The following is a 15,342-nucleotide window of genomic DNA, read 5'->3' on the forward strand; positions in this document are numbered from 1 at the left end:
GCTGTTGGCTGTTGGGGTCGCCCGCCGAGGCGAACTCCCGGCATGGCCCTGGGCGGTAGGCAAGCGCAACGAAGAAGCATCACGCCACCTTCTTCAACTTCGGGTCCAGCGCATCGCGCAACCCGTCGCCCATCAGGTTGATGGCCAGCACGGTAACGAGGATCGTCAGCCCCGGCAGCGTGACCACCCACGGAGCCCGTGTGATGTAGTCCCGCGCCGCCGACAGCATCGTGCCCCACTCGGGCGTGGGCGCCTGCACGCCCAGGCCCAGGAACCCCAGGCCCGCCGTCTCCAGGATGGCCGACGAGAACGACAGCGTCGCGTTGACGATCAGCGGCGCCATGCAGTTGGGCAGCACGGTGATGAACATCAGCCGCCACACGCCGGCGCCGGCCACGCGGCTGGCTGTCACGTAGTCGCGCCCGATCTCGGCCAGCGCCGCGGCGCGCGTCAGCCGCACATAGCCCGGCAGCGCGCCGATGGCGATGGCGATGACCGTGTTGACGAGGCCGGGGCCCAGGATGGTGATGACGCAGATGGCCAGCAGCAGCGCCGGCAGCGCCAGCACGATGTCCATCACACGCATGATGGCCGGCGACAGCCAACGCTGGAAGAACGCGGCCAGCAAGCCCAGCAGCACGCCGGGCAGCAGCGACAGCGTGACCGCCGCCAGGCCGATGCCCAGCGACACGCGGCCGCCGTAGAGCAGCCGGCTCAGCATGTCGCGGCCCAGTTCGTCGGTGCCCAGCAGGAAGCGCGTGCTGCCGCCTTCGGCCCAGACGGGCGGCGTCAGCATGAAGTCGCGGTACTGTTCGATGGGGTCGTGCGGCGCGATCAGCGGCGCGAACAGCGATGCCAGTGCGATCAGCGCAAAGACGACCAGCGCGATAAACGCACCGCGGTTGGCGGTGAAGCCTTGCCAGAACTCGCGCAGCGGGCTGGGCGGTTGTTGTTCGATCAGCACGGCGCTCATCAGTGACCGCCTCCGCGGATGCGCGGATTCACCACGCCATACAGCACGTCCACGACGAGGTTCACGCCGATGAAGGTCAGCGCCGAGATCAGGATGCCGGCCTGCACGACTGGGTAGTCGCGCCGCGCGATGGAGTCGATCAGCCACTTGCCGATGCCGGGCCAGCTGAAGATCGTCTCGGTCAGCACGGCGCCGGCCAGCAGGCTGCCGGTCTGCAGGCCCACCACCGTCAACACCGGGATCAGCGCGTTGCGCAGCGCATGCACCACCACCACGCGCGTGGGCGACAGGCCCTTGGCGCGGGCCGTGCGCACATAGTCCTCGCGCAGCACCTCCAGCATCGACGAGCGCGTCATGCGTGCGACGACAGCCAGCGTGCTGGTGCCCAGCACCAGCGCCGGCAGGATCAGGTGCATCAACGCTGACTTGAAGGCGCCTTCCTCGTCGCTCAGCGCCGCGTCGATGAGCATGAAGCCGGTCACGCGCACCGGGTCGTACTCGATGCCGATGCGGCCGCTCACCGGCGTCCAGCCCAGCTGCACGCTGAAGAACATGATGAGGATCAGCCCCCACCAGAACACCGGCATGGAGTAGCCCACGGTCGCCAGCCCCATGACGCCCTGGTCCAGCAGCGAGCCGCGCTTCAGGCCGGCGCTGACGCCCAGCAGCAGCCCGAAGCCCACCGCGAAGACCAGCGCCGCGGTGGCCAGCTCGACGGTGGCGGGGAACAGCGCGACAAACTCCTGGCTGACCGGCTCGCGGCTCACGAGGCTCTCGCCCAGGTCGCCCTTGAGCAGCTTGCCGACGTAGTCCGCGTACTGCACGGGCAGCGGCTGGTCCAGCCCCATGCGCTTGACGAGCGCGGCGTGCGTCTCGGCGTCCAGCTGGCGTTCGCCCATCATCACTTCGATGGGGTCGCCGGGCACCAGGCGGATCAGGCCGAACGCGACCAGCGTGATGCCGATCAACGTCGGCACCAGCGTGGCCAGGCGCTTGAGCAGGAAGCCCAGCATCACCAGCGCGACGTGTAGGGACGGGTCTCGCCCTCGGTGGCGCCGGCCACGCGCATCAGCGCGGGCGTGGACGCCACGTCGATGAGCGCGGCCGTCTCGGCGTCCACCAGGCCGGAGATGTCGCGCGGCCGGTACTTCATCTGGAAGGTGGCGACGACTTCCTTGGTCAGCGTGTCCAGCTGGCCGGAGCGCGACACGTTGTAGCCGATGCGCGCCAGGCGCTCCTGCAGCCAGGCCACGTCGCGCGGCGCCACCTCGTGCTCCAGCTGCTTGACGGCCACCGACGGGCCGTCGGGCCACGGGATGAGGCCGGCCTCGGCCAGCTGCTTCCACGGGAACATGGGGCCGGGGTCCTGCTTGCGGCCGGGCGCGATGTCGGCGTGGCCGATGATGCGTTCGGGCCGCACGTTGTGGCGCTGCTGGATGTCGCGCACCAGCGCGATGACTTCCTCCACCTGCGCCGGCGGGAACGGCGCGTAGACGCGGCCGGCCGGCGTGTCGGTGTAGCCGGCGTTGACGATCTCGATGCCGATGGACGCCGAGTTCAGGTTGGTGTTGCCGGCCCAGAAGCTGGCGCCGGCATGCCAGGCGCGGCGGTTCTCGTCCACCAGCGCGTAGCTGGCCACCGGGTTGTCGCGCACCAGGTAGTGCGCCGACACCTGGCCGCCGGTCGTCAGCACCCGCAGCGACTTCTCCCAGTCGATGACGGTGTAGTGCAGCACGATGTAGAGCGCGCGGCTGTCCTGGTTCTGCGACGTGTAGCTGCGGTCGATGCGCGGCGCACGCACGGTGATGCCCGGCGGCGCGGCCACCGGGGACGTGGCGGCGGGCGCGGGCGTGGCGGGCTGGGGCGATTGCTGCGGCGGCGGTGCGACGCTGGCGCAGGCGCTGAGCAGCAGGGCCAGGGCGGCGGTGAGGGCGTAGGTGAACTTCATGCGGGGGCGGGCGTGGCCAGGCCCGGATTGTTGCAGCGCCCCCGCGCCCGCCGACCGAGGGTCAAGCCGCAGCAGCCATGTCGAAGCGCCATGCAGGTATGACTGCAGGCCATGGCCTGCGCGCTGACCAGAATGGTGCATGACCTACACGACGCTGCATGCCACGCCCTCCGCCGACACCTACCGCCACCTGCGCGTGGCGGCGGGGCTGAGCCCCAAGTCCGCCGAGGCCGCCGCGCGCGGCCTGCCCAACACGCTGTTCGCGGTGCAGCTGCTGCACGGCGAGGAGCCGGTCGGCATGGGCCGCGTCATCGGCGATGGCGGCACGGCCTTCCAGGTCGTCGACATCGCCGTGCTTCCCGCGCACCAGGGCCGGGGCCTGGGCAAGCGGCTGATGGCCGAGATCGCCGCGTGGTTGCAGGCGAACGTGCCCGAGGGCGGCTACGTGAGCCTGCTGGCCGACGTGCCGGCCGACGCGCTGTACGCGCAGTTCGGCTTCGTGCCGACGGCGCCGGCCACGCTGGGCATGGCCTGGAAGCGGCCGGCCTGAGCGGTCAGCCGGCCAGCCGCGGTGTGGCGGCCAGTTCCTGCCGGGCCGCGGGCTCGGTGACGTAGCGCTCCAGCGCGGCCAGCAGCACCGGCGCGGCGATGCCGTAGTCGTGGCTGAAGATGATGATGTCCACGCCCGCCTTGCCGCGCGCCCAGGCCAGCCGCCGCGCCAGTTGCGCGCCGTGGCCGGGCGGCATCGGCGCCAGGGCGTGCGCATCCACCGTCAGCAGCACGGCCGGCTGGCCGTCCACCTCGTTGCCGCCCAGGCCGGTGATGGCGTCCCAGGGCACCCGCGTCTGGCCGCCGCGGTCGCCGACGGTCAGGCCGTCGGGGGCGAACTGCAGGTGGCCCGGCGGCAGCCGGCCCACCGCTACGCCGGCCAGCATGCCGCCGCCGACCAGCATCAACAGCCAGCCGCCGCCGCCCATCTGCGCGTCGCGCGGCCCGGCGACGCTGGCCAGCACGGCGCCCACCGCCAGCAGCGCGGCGCCGTACAGCGCGAACTGCAGGCGCGACGGCCGCAGCCGCACGCCGCCGGTCACGCGGGCCGACACGCTGCCCAGCCGCGCCAGGCGGCGCTTGCGCAGGATCACATGCAGCGTGTGCACCAGGCCCAGGCCGGCCACGGCCAGCAGGGCGACGCCGTTCTTGAAGTCGCCGGGCAGCAGGCCCAGACCGGCGAGCGTGAGGCCCGCGGCGATGCCGGCGAGCGTCCAGTCCATGGGGGTGACGCGCAGCCGCGGTGACAGCGAAGTCATGGGTGGCCTGCGGCGGGAATCGGCGGCAACTCGGGGGCGTCCAGGCCACTGAACGGATCCGCCCATGCCGGTAGCGCCAGCAGCCGCGCGTGCCAGGCGGCGACGGCCGGGTAGTCGTCCAGCGGCAGCCGCGCCACGTCGTTGAAGGGCAGGAAGACGGCCATGCGGAAGTCGGCATAGCTGAGGCCGCTGGGCAGCAGCCAGTCCTGCCGGGCCAGGTGGGCGTCGAGGATGGCCGCCGTCTCGTGGAAGCGCGCCAGGCCGCGTGCCAGCACGGCGGCGTCGAGCGCGCCCAGGCCGTAGCGCTGCTTGGTGCCGCGCTCGAAATGCACCATGTCGCAGGCGTGCATGAAGTTGTCGCGGCTCCAGCTGACCCAGCGGATCATGTCCGGCAGCTCGGCGCCCGTGCGCCAGAACTCCGACCCCACCTGCTGCGACAACCGGCAGGCGATGGCATCGGCCTCGAACAGCGAACGGCCCTGTTCGACCAGGATGGGCAGGCGCAGCGACGGGTTCAGCGGTCGGAATTTCTCGTCCTGCCCGGGCGCCAGCGGCGCAGCGAACTCGAACGTGACCGGCGCGGCCAGGTGGCGGGCCACCGCGACGGCCAGCCGCGGGTTGGGGTTGCGGGAGAAATAGAGGACGGGCTGCATGGCGCGGCAGTGTGGCGGGTGCCGCCGCGCCGCGACATCCCGTGGATGCAGCGCGTCAGCGCAGCTCGCCGAGCAGCCGCTCCCGCTCGGCCGGCCACAGCCCCGGCGCGCGGGCCAGCAGCGGCTCCACCTGCGCAGGGTCGATGTCGTGCAGGCTGCGGGCCAGGTCTTGCCAGGCCTGCCAGCGGCGCTCGGGCGACGCGATGCGAGCCACCAGGTCCATGGCCTCGAACGGCGCCTGGCGGGCCAGCTCGTCGCCGCTGGCGTGGCGGGCGATGGCCTCGTCCAGCTCGGGCTGGGGCGGCTGCGAGCGCAGCCAGTCGCGGGCGGCGGGGCCGTCCTGCGCGGTCCAGCGCGACAGGCCCTCGGCCAGCAGCGCGCCGCGGGCCTCGCCCGGCGGCAGCGTGCTGGCGAACACCGTGGCCGAGCGCGCGTCCTGCTGCAGCCAGCGGTCGTGCAGCGGCGCCAGCAGCGCGGCCTGGCCCGGCGTGGCCAGCGCCCAGCGGGCGGCCTGCTCGGGCGCGGCCTCGGCCCAGCGGGCCAGCAGCGCCTGCAGCAGCCGCTCGCGGGTGTCGGGGTCCAGCGGCGCGCGGGCCAGCGCCTGCACGCCGCGGGCATGCTGGCGCAGCGTGGCCCAGCGGTCCAGCAGCTGCTCGTACAGCGGCAGCGCCAGGCCGGGCCAGCGCTGGGCCAGCGCTTCCAGCTGCGGCAGCGCGGCCTGCGGGTCGCGTGCCAGCAGCTCGCGCACGCGGGCCAGCGCGTCGGCGTCGTGCTCGGCAGGGGCGGCCACCGCCGGTGCGGCGGGCCGGAACACGTGCAGCCGCGCCGGCGCCGGCAGCGCCGCCGTGGCGGGCAGGACGGGCATGGCGGGCGTCGGCTCGTCCCGCGGCGCCAGGGCCAGCGCCGCCAGGGCGCCCGCCGCCGCCAGCCCCCAGGCCAGCGGGCGGGCGGTCATCACTTGAACACGCAGGCGCGGGCGATGTTGCTGCTGTTGGTGTCCTTCACCGGCTCGTTGCCGGAGCCGGTGCCGACGAAGCCTTCGCACTTGGTCTTGGAGCCGCCGTAGACGAGGTCGGTGATGGTGGCCACGTCGTACTTGCCGGCGATGCCCGACTTGCTGTCGTAGCTGCTGTTCACGCCGATGCCGGCCGCGTTGACCGTGCCCAGGCGCACGCCCGACACGGTCACCTTGCGGGCGTACTGCGTGGAGCAGTTGCCGCAGGAGCGGTAGAGCTTGCCGATGTTGTCGGCGTAGAAGTCGGTGATGACCAGCGTGCCGTCGCCGTTGTGCTGGAACAGCTTGTCAGCGGCCTTGAAGGCCGCGCCGCCGCTGATGGTCAGCTTGCTGGTCACGCCGCTGAGCTTCTTGACCGTGGCGCCGTCCTCGCCGACGTCGGCCCAGTAGACGTTGGTGATGTTGCAGACGCCGTAGCAGTGCACGCCGTCGGCGCCGCCAGCGGCGAGGTTGGTGCCGCTGCCGAGCGACCCGTCGCCGATGACGACGTTCTTCACCGTCGCGCCGTTGTTCAGCTTGAACATCGGGATCTGGCTCTCGCTCTGCGTGCCCTTCATGTTGGATGCCGTGCCCACCAGGCACACCCACTTGCCGTACTTGGCCACGCCGTCCCAGGTCGTGCCGGCGGGCACGTCGATGGTGGTGCTGACGTTGACCTTGGTGCAGGCCGGCACCGTGCGCACGCCGGGCGCCGCCGCCGCGCTGCCCGCCGCGCCCACGAGGGCCAGGGCTACCAGACCGCGCCACAGGCGCGCCATCACAGAACCGTTCATTCCTTGTCTCCAGTCTTTGCTTTGATGAGCAGCCGGTCCCGGCTGCGGGGGCGTCAGCGCAACGGCAAGGTGTCTTGGAGGCAACCCACAGGCAAAGGCAAGGCGGGGGAGTTCAACAGCGGCTCCGGCCCGTCAGTCATTGACGGTCGAGAAGTCCAAAACGGTGTATTGCACCGAACGAAACGTAATTTCGTTGTTTTGGAACGCCGTTCCAATTGGTGATTCCCTGAAGCTGGAACACGCTGCGTTGAACCCCGGGCTGGGCGGCCGGCGGCCGTCAGCGCTTGCGCGGCGCGGCTTTCCTGGCGGCCGGGCGGGCGGGCCGGGCCGGTTTCTCGGCCTCGGCGGGGGCCGCCAGCGGCGCCAGCGCGGCCAGCGTGTCGAGCTGGGTCAGCAGCCGCTGCAGATAGTCCGGCGCCAGGCCCTGCAGCTGCTGCAGCGCGCGCGTCACCAGCACCTGGCTGTTCAGCGGGCCCAGGTGCTCGGGCACCGGCGCGCTGACCTCGGCCAGCCGGCGCTGCGCGCGCAGCGCCCCCCAGGTGCGGCGGTGCACGGCCACGTTGCGCAGCTCGGGGCTGGCGGTTTGCAGCTCAGTGACCAGCGCGGCCAGCGGGCTGGCCGGGGGGGCTGCGGGCCGGGCCGGCAGTGGCACCGGGGCGGCCTCGGCGCGCTGTACCAGCCGGCCCACCAGCCGCTCGCGCAGCGCGCCCGTCTGCGCGGCCGCGCGCCGTGCCAGGCCTTGCAGCACGCGCAGCCTCACCGGGTCGCTCTCGGCGCGGGCCTGCAGCCAGGCGAGCGGGTCCAGCAGCGCGTCGTCCATCGTCAGGGGGCGGACGCCGCCGCGCGCTTCGGGCGCGGCGTGGGGGCGATCTCGACGCGCCGGTTCAGCGCGCGGCCCGACGCGTCGTCGTTGGACGCCACCGGCTGCTGCGGCCCGAAGGCGGCGGCGAACACGGCGTCGGGCGGCAGCCCCTCGGCCATCAGCGCGCGCGTGACCGTCAATGCGCGGTGGGCCGACAGCTCCCAGTTGTCGGTGAACTTGGCCGTCGTGACGCCGCGGTCATCGGTGAAGCCGCTGACCATCAGGATCTCGTCGCGCTGCGTCAGGTAGGTGCGCAGTGGCACGGCCAGGCTCTTGATGAGCGCGCGGCCGTCGGCGTGCAGCTGGTCCGAGCCGATGGCGAACAGCACGGCGCCGCTGATGCCGATGCGGCCTTCGATGAGCGTGATGCGCCCGTCCGCCAGCGGGCCGGCGAGGGCCCGCTCCAGCGCCTCGCGGCGCGCCTGCTCGGCCTGGCGCTGCTCCACCTCGGCCTTGAGCTGGTTGGCCAGGTCCAGCTGGCCCACCAGCGCGGCGGCCAGCACCAGCACGAAGGCGCCCAGCACGCCGGCCATCAGGTCGCCGAAGGCTGCCCACGCCGGCGCGCCGACGCCTTCCTGCTCGATCTCCAACGGCTCATCCATGCGCGGCCGCCGTGTTCTGCAGCGCGTCCAGCACGGCCTTCTGCGACCCCAGGCACAGGTCGATGACCTCGCGCGCCTGGGCGACGTAGTAGCCCAGCTGCTCGTCGCTGCGGTTCATCGCGCCGGCCAACCGTTCCTCCAGCGCGGCCAGGTGCTGCACCAGCTGCGCGTTGGCGCCCTGGTACTGCTCCACCGCCGCGCCAAAGCCCTCGCCCAGGCTGCCCATCTCGGCGGCGCTGGCGGCGATGGTGGTGGCAGCCTCTGCCAGCGTCTGGCCTGTCGCGCCGGCCTGCTCGGTGAAGCGCTCGCCCAGCGACGCCAGCTGCGTGGCCGAGCCGTCCATCAGCGTGCTCACCTGCGTGGCCGTGCCGGCCAGCAGCGTCTCCACCTGGGTGGCGGTGCCGCCCAGCAGCGTGCCGACCTGCGCGGATGCGCCCTGCAGCAGCTCGTCCACCTTGGCTGACGCGCCGCCCAGCAGCGCCTCCATCTGCGACGACGTGCCGACCATCAGCGCCTCCACGCGGCCCGACGCGCCTTGCAGCAGCGCGTCCAGCGCCGCGCGCTGCTCGCCCGCGGCCTGCTGCAGCGAGGCCAGCAGCGTCGACACCGTCTGCATCAGCTCGGCGCGTTCGGCCAGCGCGGCGCGGTCCTGCGCCTGGCTCTGCGCCAGCTGCTCGCGCAGCGCGGCGACCACCTCCACGGCCGCGCGCGGTGCCTCGCCGGCGGCCTGCAGCAGCGCGCCGGCCTCGCTGAGCGTCGTCCTGGCCTGCGCCGCGGTCTGCGCAACGAGGTCGCGCGTGTGCTGCAGCAGGCCGTCGGCCAGTTGCTGCTGCTGGGCCAGCTGTGCGGCACCGGCGGACTGCAGCTCGGCGCGCCAGGCGGCCAGCCGTTCGGCGTCGTTGGCGACGTGGGCGGACTGCAGCTGCGTGTGCGCGTCGGCCAGCGCCGTCACGGCGGCCTGTGTCTGCGCGGCGAAGCCGGCGGTCAGCTCGGTCAGTGCGTCCTGCGCGCGCTGGCCGCTGGCGGCCAGCAGCTGCTGCGCGGCCTCGCGCTGGGCCATCAGCAGCTGCTCGTTGGCGGCGCGTTGCTGCGCCATGGCCTCGGCGTCGGCGCGGGCCTCGGCGCGGCGCTGCGCGTCCAGCTCGGCCTGCAGCGCGGCGTGGCGGGTCTGCGTGTTGGCGATGCGGTCCAGCAAGTCCCGGGTCTGCGCCGCGAAGCCGGTGGTCAGCGCCGTCAGCGCGTTCTGCGCGCGCTCGCCGCTGTCGGCCAGCAGCTGTTGTGCGGCCGCGTGCTGGGCGGCCAGCAGCTGCTCGTTGGCGGCGCGCTGTGTGCTGAGCGCGTCGGCGTCCGCCCGGGCCTCGGCTCGGCGCTGCGCGTCCCGCTCGGCCTGCGCGGCCTGCTGGCGCGCCTGCGCGTCGGCCACGCGGTCCAGCAGCGCCTGGGTCTGCGCGGCGAAGCGCTCGGCGGTGTCGGCCATGGCCTGCTGCGCGGCGGTGCGCTGCTCGGCCAGCGCGTCGGCCTGCGCGCCCAGCGCGTCGGCCTGCGCGCCCAGCGCGGCGGCGCGGGCGGCGTCTGCCTGGGCCTGCGCGGCCAGCAGCGCCTGCGCCTCGGCCGCCCAGCGCTCGCCGAGGCGGTCCACGGCCTGTTGCGTCGTCGCGCGGGTGTCGGCCAGCAGCTGCAGTGCCGCCTCGCGCTGCCGGGCCAGGCCCGCGGCCTGCGCCTGCGCGGCGGCTTCACCGTGCTGCGCGATCTGCGCCACGCCGGCCTCGAAGCGCGCGCCCAGCGCCGCCAGCTGCTCGCCCACCTGCGTGCCGACGCGCTCGTGCAGCGCGGCGGCCTCGCGGGCAATGCCGGCCATCGCGGCTTCGGCGGCGGGCTGGATGGCGACGCCGGCCAGGCGGGCGGCCTCGGTCAGGCTGGTGCGCAGCGTCGCGTCCACGCTGGCGGCCAGCTTCTCGTAGGACTGGCTGGTCTCGGCGTGGAAGCGGTCGTTCTGCGCGACGAGGCGGTCGGCCATCGCTTCCGCGAACTGCTGCAACTGGGCGACGAGTTCGCGCTGGTTCTTCCTGGCGTCTTCAGCGGCGGCAGCCTCGGCGGCGGCCTGCTCCACCTCGCGGCGGTGCGCGGCCGTCAGCGGGCGCAGCTTGCCCAGCAGCGCCGTGTCCAGCCGCGCGACGACGGCCGCGCGCTCGCGCCGCGCCAGCGCCACCATGAGGCCCAGCATGGCCGAGCCGGTCACGCCGGCCACGCTGGCGCTGAAGGCCAGGCCCAGGCCCTGCACGGGCGCGCCCAGGGCGGTGCGCAGCGCGGCCAGGTCGGCCGACGCGCCCAGAGCGCTGGCCGTGCTGCCCAGCGTGATGACCAGGCCGATGAACGTGCCCAGCATGCCGAGCAGCACCAGCAGGCCCGCCAGCGCCGGCGCCAGCGACAGCCCCGGCAGCGCCACGCGCAGGCCGTCCAGCCGCTGCTGCACGGCGGCGCGCAGCGACTCGGGCAGCGCGGCCAGGACGTCGTCGCCGTCCAGCGCGGCGCCCAGCCCGCGGCTGGCGCGGCGGAAGGCCGTCAGCTCCCACACGCCGACGGCGAAGAAGGCCGCGATCAGCAGCGTCATCGCCAGCGCCACCGGGTGGTGGCGGGCGGCCGCCAGCGCGGCGCCGGCAATGCCGGCCAGGCCGGCGGCCAGCGCGAGGGGGTAGAGGGCGTGCAGGAAGCGGTTCATCAGGAGTCGGCTGTGTGCAGGGCCTCGATGAGCCCTTGCACCGGTTGAAGTCGGAGGTCCAGCTCGGCCCGCAGCGCGCGCTGCAGGTCGGCCCAGAAGCGCAGGCGCCAGCGGCGCGGGTCGGCGGCGTGGTGGAGTTCGGCGCGGCGCGTCAGCAGCGCGGGCAGGCCGGCCAGGGCCTGCTTCTCCTGCGCGGCGATGGTGTGGTCGAACACGGCGTCCAGCTGCGCCAGCCGCGCCAGCGGGCCGGACGCCTCGGCCAGCCGCCCGCGCAGCCGCTCGCGCAGCGTGGCGACGCGGGCAGCCATGTTGCGCTGCTGCTGCGCGTGGTGCAGGCGGAACGGCGCGAGCAGGTCAGGCAGCGGCACGCCCTCGGGCGCCGTCTCGGCGGCGTCCAGCGCCAGCAGCGCGTCGTCGAAGGCGTTGGCCAGGTCGGCCTGCAGGCGGTCCAGCGCGGCGGCGGCCCAGTCCTGCGCCTCGCGGCGGGCGCCGGCATGGGCGCCGGTGGCGGGCGGCGTGGCCAGCACCTGCGACAGCCCGATGGCATCCGCCCAGCCCAGCGAGCCGCCCAGCCGCTCGGCCACCGGCGCCACGGGCACCGGCGCGACGCCCCATTGCAGCAGCAGCCGGGCCAGGGGCTCGGGTGCGGGGGGCTGCGTCGTGGGGGCGTGCATGGGGTGTCTCGCCCGCGCGGCGCGCGCGAGCAAAAAGGGCGAGATTTTAGTGACCCCCGCCGGCGCGGCCCCGGGGGTGTCACGGGCGGGGCGGAGAATGCCCCGTCCCCCCGCAGTCCGGCCCCCCTCGCATGCACACCCACGACCTCGCCGCCTGGCGGCATGACCATGTCTTCGACACCGGCAACGCGGCCGGCGAGCGCGGCACGCGGCGGGTGCTGTGGATCACCGCCGCGATGATGCTCGTCGAGATCGCCGCGGGCTGGTTCTACAACTCGATGGCGCTGCTGGCCGACGGCTTCCACATGAGCAGCCACGCCATCGCCATCGGCCTCAGCGTGGCCGCCTACGCCGCCGCGCGCCGGCACGCCAGCGACTCGCGCTACGCCTTCGGCACCTGGAAGATCGAGATCCTGGGCGGCTTCGCCAGCGCCATCGTGCTGCTGGGCGTCGTCGCGCTGATGGTGTGGGGCTCGGTGGAGCGGCTGCTCAAGCCCGAGCCCATCCACTACCCCGAGGCCATGGCGGTGGCCGTCCTCGGCCTTGTCGTCAACCTCGTCTGCGCCTTCATCCTGGGCGACGCCCACCATCACGGGCACGACCATGGGCACGGCCATGACCACGACCACGGCGACCCCCATCACCACGACCTCAACCTGAAGTCCGCCTACCTGCACGTCGTCGCCGACGCGGCCACGTCGGTCGCCGCCATCGCGGCGCTGGCGGGCGGCTGGTGGATGGGCTGGGACTGGCTGGACCCGGCCATGGGCATCGCCGGCGCCCTCGTCGTCGCGCTGTGGGCCAAGGGGCTGATCCGCGACACCGCCGTCGTGCTGCTGGACCGCGAGATGGACCACCCCGTCGTCGACGAGATCCGCGAGGTCATCGCCGAGCGCGGCGCGGCGGGCGAGGGCGCCATCGCCGACCTGCACGTGTGGCGCGTGGGCCGGGGCGCCTATGCCTGCGCGCTGACGCTGGTCACGCACGACGACCAGCTCACGCCCACGCAGGTGCGCGAGTGGCTGGCCGTGCACGAGGAGATCGTGCACACCACCATCGAGATCCACCGCTGCTGACCCCCATGCCCGCCGCCACCTCGCCCGACGCCGACATCGAGCTTCGCAACCGCTGCACCCGCTGGCTGAACGGCCACCGGCCGCTGCGGTCCATGCGCGAGGCGCTGCTGGCGCTGGCCGACGTGCCCGAGGCGGCACTGCCGCTGGACGTCTACGGCCAGGGCGAGGCCGTGCAGGCGCTGGAGCGCCAGGTCGCCGCGCTGCTCGGCAAGCCGGCGGCGCTCTACTTCCACAAGGGCGTGGCGGCGCAGCTGGCGGCGCTGCGCGTGCACTGCGGCGACGGGGACGGACCGGTGGCGCTGCACCCGCAAAGCCACATCGCCATCGACGAGGCCGACGCGTTCGAGCAGCTGATGGGGCTGCGGGGGTTGCGCGTGGGCGTCGCGCACCGGGCTTGCGGCCGCGGCGACCTGATGGCCGAGCCCGGGCGCCCGGCCGTCGTCACCGTGGAGCTGCCGCTGCGCCGCGCGGGCTATCTGCTGCCGGACTGGGAGGACCTCGTCCTCGTCAGCGGCTGGTGCCGCCAGGCGCGCGTGCCGCTGCACATCGACGGCGCACGGCTGTGGGAAGCCGCCGCGCACTACGGCCGGCCGCTGCACGAGATCGCCGCGCTGGCCGACTCGGTCTACGTGTCGTTCTACAAGGGCCTGGGCGGCCTGGCCGGCTGCGTGCTGGCGGGCAGTGCGGAGTTCATCGCCGCCACGGCGCCGTGGCAGACACGGCTGGCGGGCAACGTCTACACGCAGGCACCGTTCGTGCTGGGCGCGCTGGAGGGCCTGCGCGCGCAGCTGCCGCGCATGCCGGCCTACCGTGCACGCGCGCAGCGGCTGGCGGCGCTGCTGGCCGCCGAGCCCGGCTGGCGCGTGTGGCCGGAGCCGCCGCAGGTCAACGCCTTCCAGCTGCACCTGCCCCTCGCGCCCGGCATGTTGCGCGAGCGGCTGCTGGCCGTGGCTGCGCGGGACGGCTTCTGGCTGGGCGCGCGGGCCGGCGCATCGCACCTGCTGGCGGGTGGCGCGATGTTGGAGGTCGTCATCGGCGACGCGGCCGACGGCTGGGACGATGCCGACGCGCTGCAGGCGCTGGGCGCGGCCGTGGGCTGAGCTGAAAAGACAACGGCCGCCGGGCCTCGGGTGGGGCGCGGCAGCCGCTGCGGTTCAGCCGCTGGCGATCAACGCGTCGGCGCGGGGCCGCGGTTGGCCAGGTGGCGGAACGTGATGCGACCCTTGCTCAGGTCGTAGGGCGACATCTCCAGCGACACGTTGTCGCCGGCCAGGATGCGGATGTGGTGCTTGCGCATCTTGCCGCCGGTGTAGGCGATGACCTTGTGGCCGTTCGTCAGCGTCACGCGAAAGCGCGAGTCCGGCAGGATTTCGTCAACGACGCCGTGCATTTCGATCAGTTCTTCCTTGGCCAAGTGTGAGCTCCTAGTGCGATAGGTTGTACGAATCGGCGCGGCCAAGGGCCGCGCACGGGTGTCAATGGCAATGCGCCCAGGCCATTCCTTGCGTCCTGGCGTAGCGCAGCGCGGCCTGACGGCTGCTGAAATAGGGCGTGAACTGCATGACGCGGTCCACACTGGACATGCCCTGGCCGGAGCGGATGGACACGAGGGCGTCGAAGCCGCCACCGTTCCGGGCCTGGGTCATGGGAGAGACGACATAGCGTCCCACTTCGATGTTCTTGTTGTTGTTCATTTTCTTCTTCTGGTGTTGACCGCGGGGCCCGTCGAGGGGCCGCGCGGGGGAGACGCCGTCAGGCGCCTCAGAGCGAGCGGATGTTCGACGCCTGCAGACCCTTGGGGCCTTGCTTGGTCTCGAACTCCACCTTGGCGCCTTCGGCCAGCGAGCGGAAGCCGCCGCTGTTCTTGATTTCGCTGTGGTGGGCGAACAGGTCCTTGCCGCCGCCATCAGGCGTGATGAAGCCGAAGCCCTTGCCGTCGTCGAACCACTTCACGGTGCCGGTTTCGATGCTCATGGTGTTTCCTTTATTTCTGGAATGGAAGACAACTCCGCCGGCGACATTGCCGTGCGGAGACAGAGACACTCAAGAACACTCACCGGGAGTTGTTGAAGCGAGCCGCTCGCGAGAACGGGCCAGGGGGTGGCCAGCGGGGCTGCAAGAAGACCTTGAGAAAACGGTCTTGCGCGAATCTATGGCCCGGATTGTACCGCCCGCCGCGGAAATGCCGCATGCAGCCCGGGGCATCGTTCCGGGATTGCAGCACGCAGACGGCCGCCGCGGCGCGTCAGGCGCGCTCGACGCGGCACTGGAAGCAGTTGAATTTCGAGCGGATGTGCACGTAGGCCACGTCCGCGCGGGCCAGGATGTCGCGGCAGGCCTGGGCCAGTTCGGCGCCGGGCACGACGCGGCCGGTCTCGTAGACGATCCAGTCGCGCGCGTCGTAGCCGCGCACCAGCGCCGGCGCCAGGTAGGCGAACCAGGCGGGCAGCGTGTCGGCTTCGTAGCGCTCGCAGCCGTCCTGGTGCAGGAAGATGGGGCCGGTCTCGGCATAGGGCTGGGCGGCATCGAACGGCCGGTAGGCCAGCACGAGCTTGGTGTCGCCCTCGGCGATCAGCTGCAGGCAGTGCCGGCACGGGTTGCCCAGGCCGGCGGACGGCTCGGCCAGCGGCGCCTGGCCGTGGGCGTCGGGGCCGCCCTGGCGCAACGCGTGTGCGTGGGCGGTGGGAATGCCTCGGACGATGAGTTTCTGTGCGGTCTGCATGGGGCCGGCTCCGTGTGG

General features: G+C 73.3%; 18 protein-coding genes. 3 read left to right on the forward strand and 15 right to left on the reverse strand.

What is annotated here, in order from left to right; genetic code table 11:
• Positions 1 to 79 precede the first annotated feature (79 nt).
• From AC1Q7O_RS08975 to AC1Q7O_RS08985, 3 genes are read right to left on the reverse strand one after another with little or no spacing between them, the layout of a single operon-like run.
• Positions 80 to 973, reverse strand: a complete 894-nt coding sequence (locus AC1Q7O_RS08975; protein ID WP_492661096.1) for an ABC transporter permease subunit — start codon at positions 971 to 973, stop codon at positions 80 to 82.
• Complete coding sequence (locus tag AC1Q7O_RS08980) at positions 973 to 1,986, reverse strand: ABC transporter permease (RefSeq protein WP_492661097.1); 1,014 nt, start codon at positions 1,984 to 1,986, stop codon at positions 973 to 975. The genes AC1Q7O_RS08975 and AC1Q7O_RS08980 overlap by 1 nt, the downstream gene beginning before the upstream one ends.
• Entirely contained in the window at positions 1,986 to 2,921 is a 936-nt protein-coding gene (locus tag AC1Q7O_RS08985) for an N-acetylmuramoyl-L-alanine amidase (protein ID WP_492661098.1), read from the reverse strand. The genes AC1Q7O_RS08980 and AC1Q7O_RS08985 overlap by 1 nt, the downstream gene beginning before the upstream one ends.
• A 139-nt stretch (positions 2,922 to 3,060) precedes the next feature.
• On the opposite strand from AC1Q7O_RS08985, the gene AC1Q7O_RS08990 reads away from it, so the two are divergent.
• Positions 3,061 to 3,471 carry a GNAT family N-acetyltransferase gene (locus AC1Q7O_RS08990; protein ID WP_492661099.1) on the forward strand — a complete coding sequence of 137 codons (411 nt, stop codon included), beginning with the start codon at positions 3,061 to 3,063 and terminating at the stop codon, positions 3,469 to 3,471.
• A gap of 4 nt (positions 3,472 to 3,475) precedes the next feature.
• On the opposite strand, the gene AC1Q7O_RS08995 is transcribed toward AC1Q7O_RS08990, so the two are convergent.
• The 8 genes from AC1Q7O_RS08995 to AC1Q7O_RS09030 all read right to left on the reverse strand — a co-directional run bounded on the left by AC1Q7O_RS08995 (position 3,476) and on the right by AC1Q7O_RS09030 (position 11,526).
• The gene (locus AC1Q7O_RS08995; RefSeq protein ID WP_492661100.1) at positions 3,476 to 4,228 is read right to left on the reverse strand and encodes a hypothetical protein; all 753 of its coding nucleotides are present in this window, start codon (positions 4,226 to 4,228) and stop codon (positions 3,476 to 3,478) included.
• Entirely contained in the window at positions 4,225 to 4,881 is a 657-nt protein-coding gene (locus AC1Q7O_RS09000) for a glutathione S-transferase family protein (RefSeq protein ID WP_492661101.1), read from the reverse strand. Before AC1Q7O_RS09000 ends, AC1Q7O_RS08995 begins: the two co-directional genes overlap by 4 nt.
• 55 nt (positions 4,882 to 4,936) lie before the next feature.
• Complete coding sequence (locus AC1Q7O_RS09005; protein ID WP_492662686.1) at positions 4,937 to 5,836, reverse strand: hypothetical protein; 900 nt, start codon at positions 5,834 to 5,836, stop codon at positions 4,937 to 4,939.
• On the reverse strand, positions 5,836 to 6,669 hold the full coding sequence (locus tag AC1Q7O_RS09010) for a pectate lyase (protein WP_492662622.1): 834 nt from the start codon (positions 6,667 to 6,669) through the stop codon (positions 5,836 to 5,838). Before AC1Q7O_RS09010 ends, AC1Q7O_RS09005 begins: the two co-directional genes overlap by 1 nt.
• 277 nt (positions 6,670 to 6,946) lie before the next feature.
• A complete protein-coding gene (locus AC1Q7O_RS09015) occupies positions 6,947 to 7,489 on the reverse strand; it encodes a DUF2894 domain-containing protein (protein WP_492662623.1) in 543 nt (180 codons plus the stop codon).
• 2 nt (positions 7,490 to 7,491) lie between these two features.
• Positions 7,492 to 8,133 carry an OmpA family protein gene (locus AC1Q7O_RS09020; protein WP_492662624.1) on the reverse strand — a complete coding sequence of 214 codons (642 nt, stop codon included), beginning with the start codon at positions 8,131 to 8,133 and terminating at the stop codon, positions 7,492 to 7,494.
• Entirely contained in the window at positions 8,126 to 10,852 is a 2,727-nt protein-coding gene (locus AC1Q7O_RS09025; protein WP_492662687.1) for a hypothetical protein, read from the reverse strand. The genes AC1Q7O_RS09020 and AC1Q7O_RS09025 overlap by 8 nt, the downstream gene beginning before the upstream one ends.
• Positions 10,852 to 11,526, reverse strand: coding sequence for a DUF3348 family protein (locus AC1Q7O_RS09030; RefSeq protein ID WP_492659068.1), 675 nt, complete (start codon positions 11,524 to 11,526; stop codon positions 10,852 to 10,854). The genes AC1Q7O_RS09025 and AC1Q7O_RS09030 overlap by 1 nt, the downstream gene beginning before the upstream one ends.
• 131 nt (positions 11,527 to 11,657) lie before the next feature.
• Between AC1Q7O_RS09030 and dmeF the strand changes: the two genes are divergently transcribed.
• Positions 11,658 to 12,602 carry a CDF family Co(II)/Ni(II) efflux transporter DmeF gene (gene dmeF / locus AC1Q7O_RS09035; RefSeq protein ID WP_492659067.1) on the forward strand — a complete coding sequence of 315 codons (945 nt, stop codon included), beginning with the start codon at positions 11,658 to 11,660 and terminating at the stop codon, positions 12,600 to 12,602.
• Positions 12,603 to 12,607: 5 nt separating this feature from the next.
• Positions 12,608 to 13,702 carry a threonine aldolase family protein gene (locus AC1Q7O_RS09040; RefSeq protein WP_492659066.1) on the forward strand — a complete coding sequence of 365 codons (1,095 nt, stop codon included), beginning with the start codon at positions 12,608 to 12,610 and terminating at the stop codon, positions 13,700 to 13,702.
• A 68-nt stretch (positions 13,703 to 13,770) separates the two neighbouring features.
• Here the strand turns inward: AC1Q7O_RS09040 and infA are convergent, their stop codons facing one another.
• The 4 genes from infA to AC1Q7O_RS09060 all read right to left on the reverse strand — a co-directional run bounded on the left by infA (position 13,771) and on the right by AC1Q7O_RS09060 (position 15,324).
• Positions 13,771 to 14,016: a translation initiation factor IF-1 gene (infA, locus tag AC1Q7O_RS09045; RefSeq protein WP_394509370.1), complete on the reverse strand. Its 246-nt coding sequence runs from the start codon at positions 14,014 to 14,016 to the stop codon at positions 13,771 to 13,773.
• 61 nt (positions 14,017 to 14,077) lie between these two features.
• On the reverse strand, positions 14,078 to 14,296 hold the full coding sequence (locus AC1Q7O_RS09050; protein WP_492659065.1) for a hypothetical protein: 219 nt from the start codon (positions 14,294 to 14,296) through the stop codon (positions 14,078 to 14,080).
• 67 nt (positions 14,297 to 14,363) lie between these two features.
• The gene (locus AC1Q7O_RS09055) at positions 14,364 to 14,570 is read right to left on the reverse strand and encodes a cold-shock protein (protein WP_492659074.1); all 207 of its coding nucleotides are present in this window, start codon (positions 14,568 to 14,570) and stop codon (positions 14,364 to 14,366) included.
• A 277-nt stretch (positions 14,571 to 14,847) separates the two neighbouring features.
• The gene (locus AC1Q7O_RS09060) at positions 14,848 to 15,324 is read right to left on the reverse strand and encodes a DUF1203 domain-containing protein (protein WP_492659064.1); all 477 of its coding nucleotides are present in this window, start codon (positions 15,322 to 15,324) and stop codon (positions 14,848 to 14,850) included.
• Between the last annotated feature and the right edge of the window lie 18 nt (positions 15,325 to 15,342).

The sequence above is a fragment of the Roseateles sp. GW823-FHT07B05 genome, from assembly GCF_058794515.1.

What these genes read in the sequence shown, in the direction of transcription:
- AC1Q7O_RS08975 (WP_492661096.1), bottom strand. Translation starts at nt 973, where the DNA reads ATGAGCGCCGTGCTGATCGAACAACAACCGCCCAGCCCGCTGCGCGAG.
- AC1Q7O_RS09025 (WP_492662687.1), bottom strand. Translation starts at nt 10,852, where the DNA reads ATGAACCGCTTCCTGCACGCCCTCTACCCCCTCGCGCTGGCCGCCGGC.
- AC1Q7O_RS09020 (WP_492662624.1), bottom strand. Translation starts at nt 8,133, where the DNA reads ATGGATGAGCCGTTGGAGATCGAGCAGGAAGGCGTCGGCGCGCCGGCG.
- AC1Q7O_RS09040 (WP_492659066.1), top strand. Translation starts at nt 12,608, where the DNA reads ATGCCCGCCGCCACCTCGCCCGACGCCGACATCGAGCTTCGCAACCGC.
- AC1Q7O_RS08980 (WP_492661097.1), bottom strand. Translation starts at nt 1,986, where the DNA reads ATGCTGGGCTTCCTGCTCAAGCGCCTGGCCACGCTGGTGCCGACGTTG.
- AC1Q7O_RS09030 (WP_492659068.1), bottom strand. Translation starts at nt 11,526, where the DNA reads ATGCACGCCCCCACGACGCAGCCCCCCGCACCCGAGCCCCTGGCCCGG.
- AC1Q7O_RS08990 (WP_492661099.1), top strand. Translation starts at nt 3,061, where the DNA reads ATGACCTACACGACGCTGCATGCCACGCCCTCCGCCGACACCTACCGC.
- AC1Q7O_RS09015 (WP_492662623.1), bottom strand. Translation starts at nt 7,489, where the DNA reads ATGGACGACGCGCTGCTGGACCCGCTCGCCTGGCTGCAGGCCCGCGCC.
- AC1Q7O_RS09010 (WP_492662622.1), bottom strand. Translation starts at nt 6,669, where the DNA reads ATGAACGGTTCTGTGATGGCGCGCCTGTGGCGCGGTCTGGTAGCCCTG.
- AC1Q7O_RS09000 (WP_492661101.1), bottom strand. Translation starts at nt 4,881, where the DNA reads ATGCAGCCCGTCCTCTATTTCTCCCGCAACCCCAACCCGCGGCTGGCC.
- AC1Q7O_RS09005 (WP_492662686.1), bottom strand. Translation starts at nt 5,836, where the DNA reads ATGACCGCCCGCCCGCTGGCCTGGGGGCTGGCGGCGGCGGGCGCCCTG.
- dmeF (WP_492659067.1), top strand. Translation starts at nt 11,658, where the DNA reads ATGCACACCCACGACCTCGCCGCCTGGCGGCATGACCATGTCTTCGAC.
- AC1Q7O_RS08985 (WP_492661098.1), bottom strand. Translation starts at nt 2,921, where the DNA reads ATGAAGTTCACCTACGCCCTCACCGCCGCCCTGGCCCTGCTGCTCAGC.
- AC1Q7O_RS08995 (WP_492661100.1), bottom strand. Translation starts at nt 4,228, where the DNA reads ATGACTTCGCTGTCACCGCGGCTGCGCGTCACCCCCATGGACTGGACG.
- AC1Q7O_RS09060 (WP_492659064.1), bottom strand. Translation starts at nt 15,324, where the DNA reads ATGCAGACCGCACAGAAACTCATCGTCCGAGGCATTCCCACCGCCCAC.
- AC1Q7O_RS09050 (WP_492659065.1), bottom strand. Translation starts at nt 14,296, where the DNA reads ATGAACAACAACAAGAACATCGAAGTGGGACGCTATGTCGTCTCTCCC.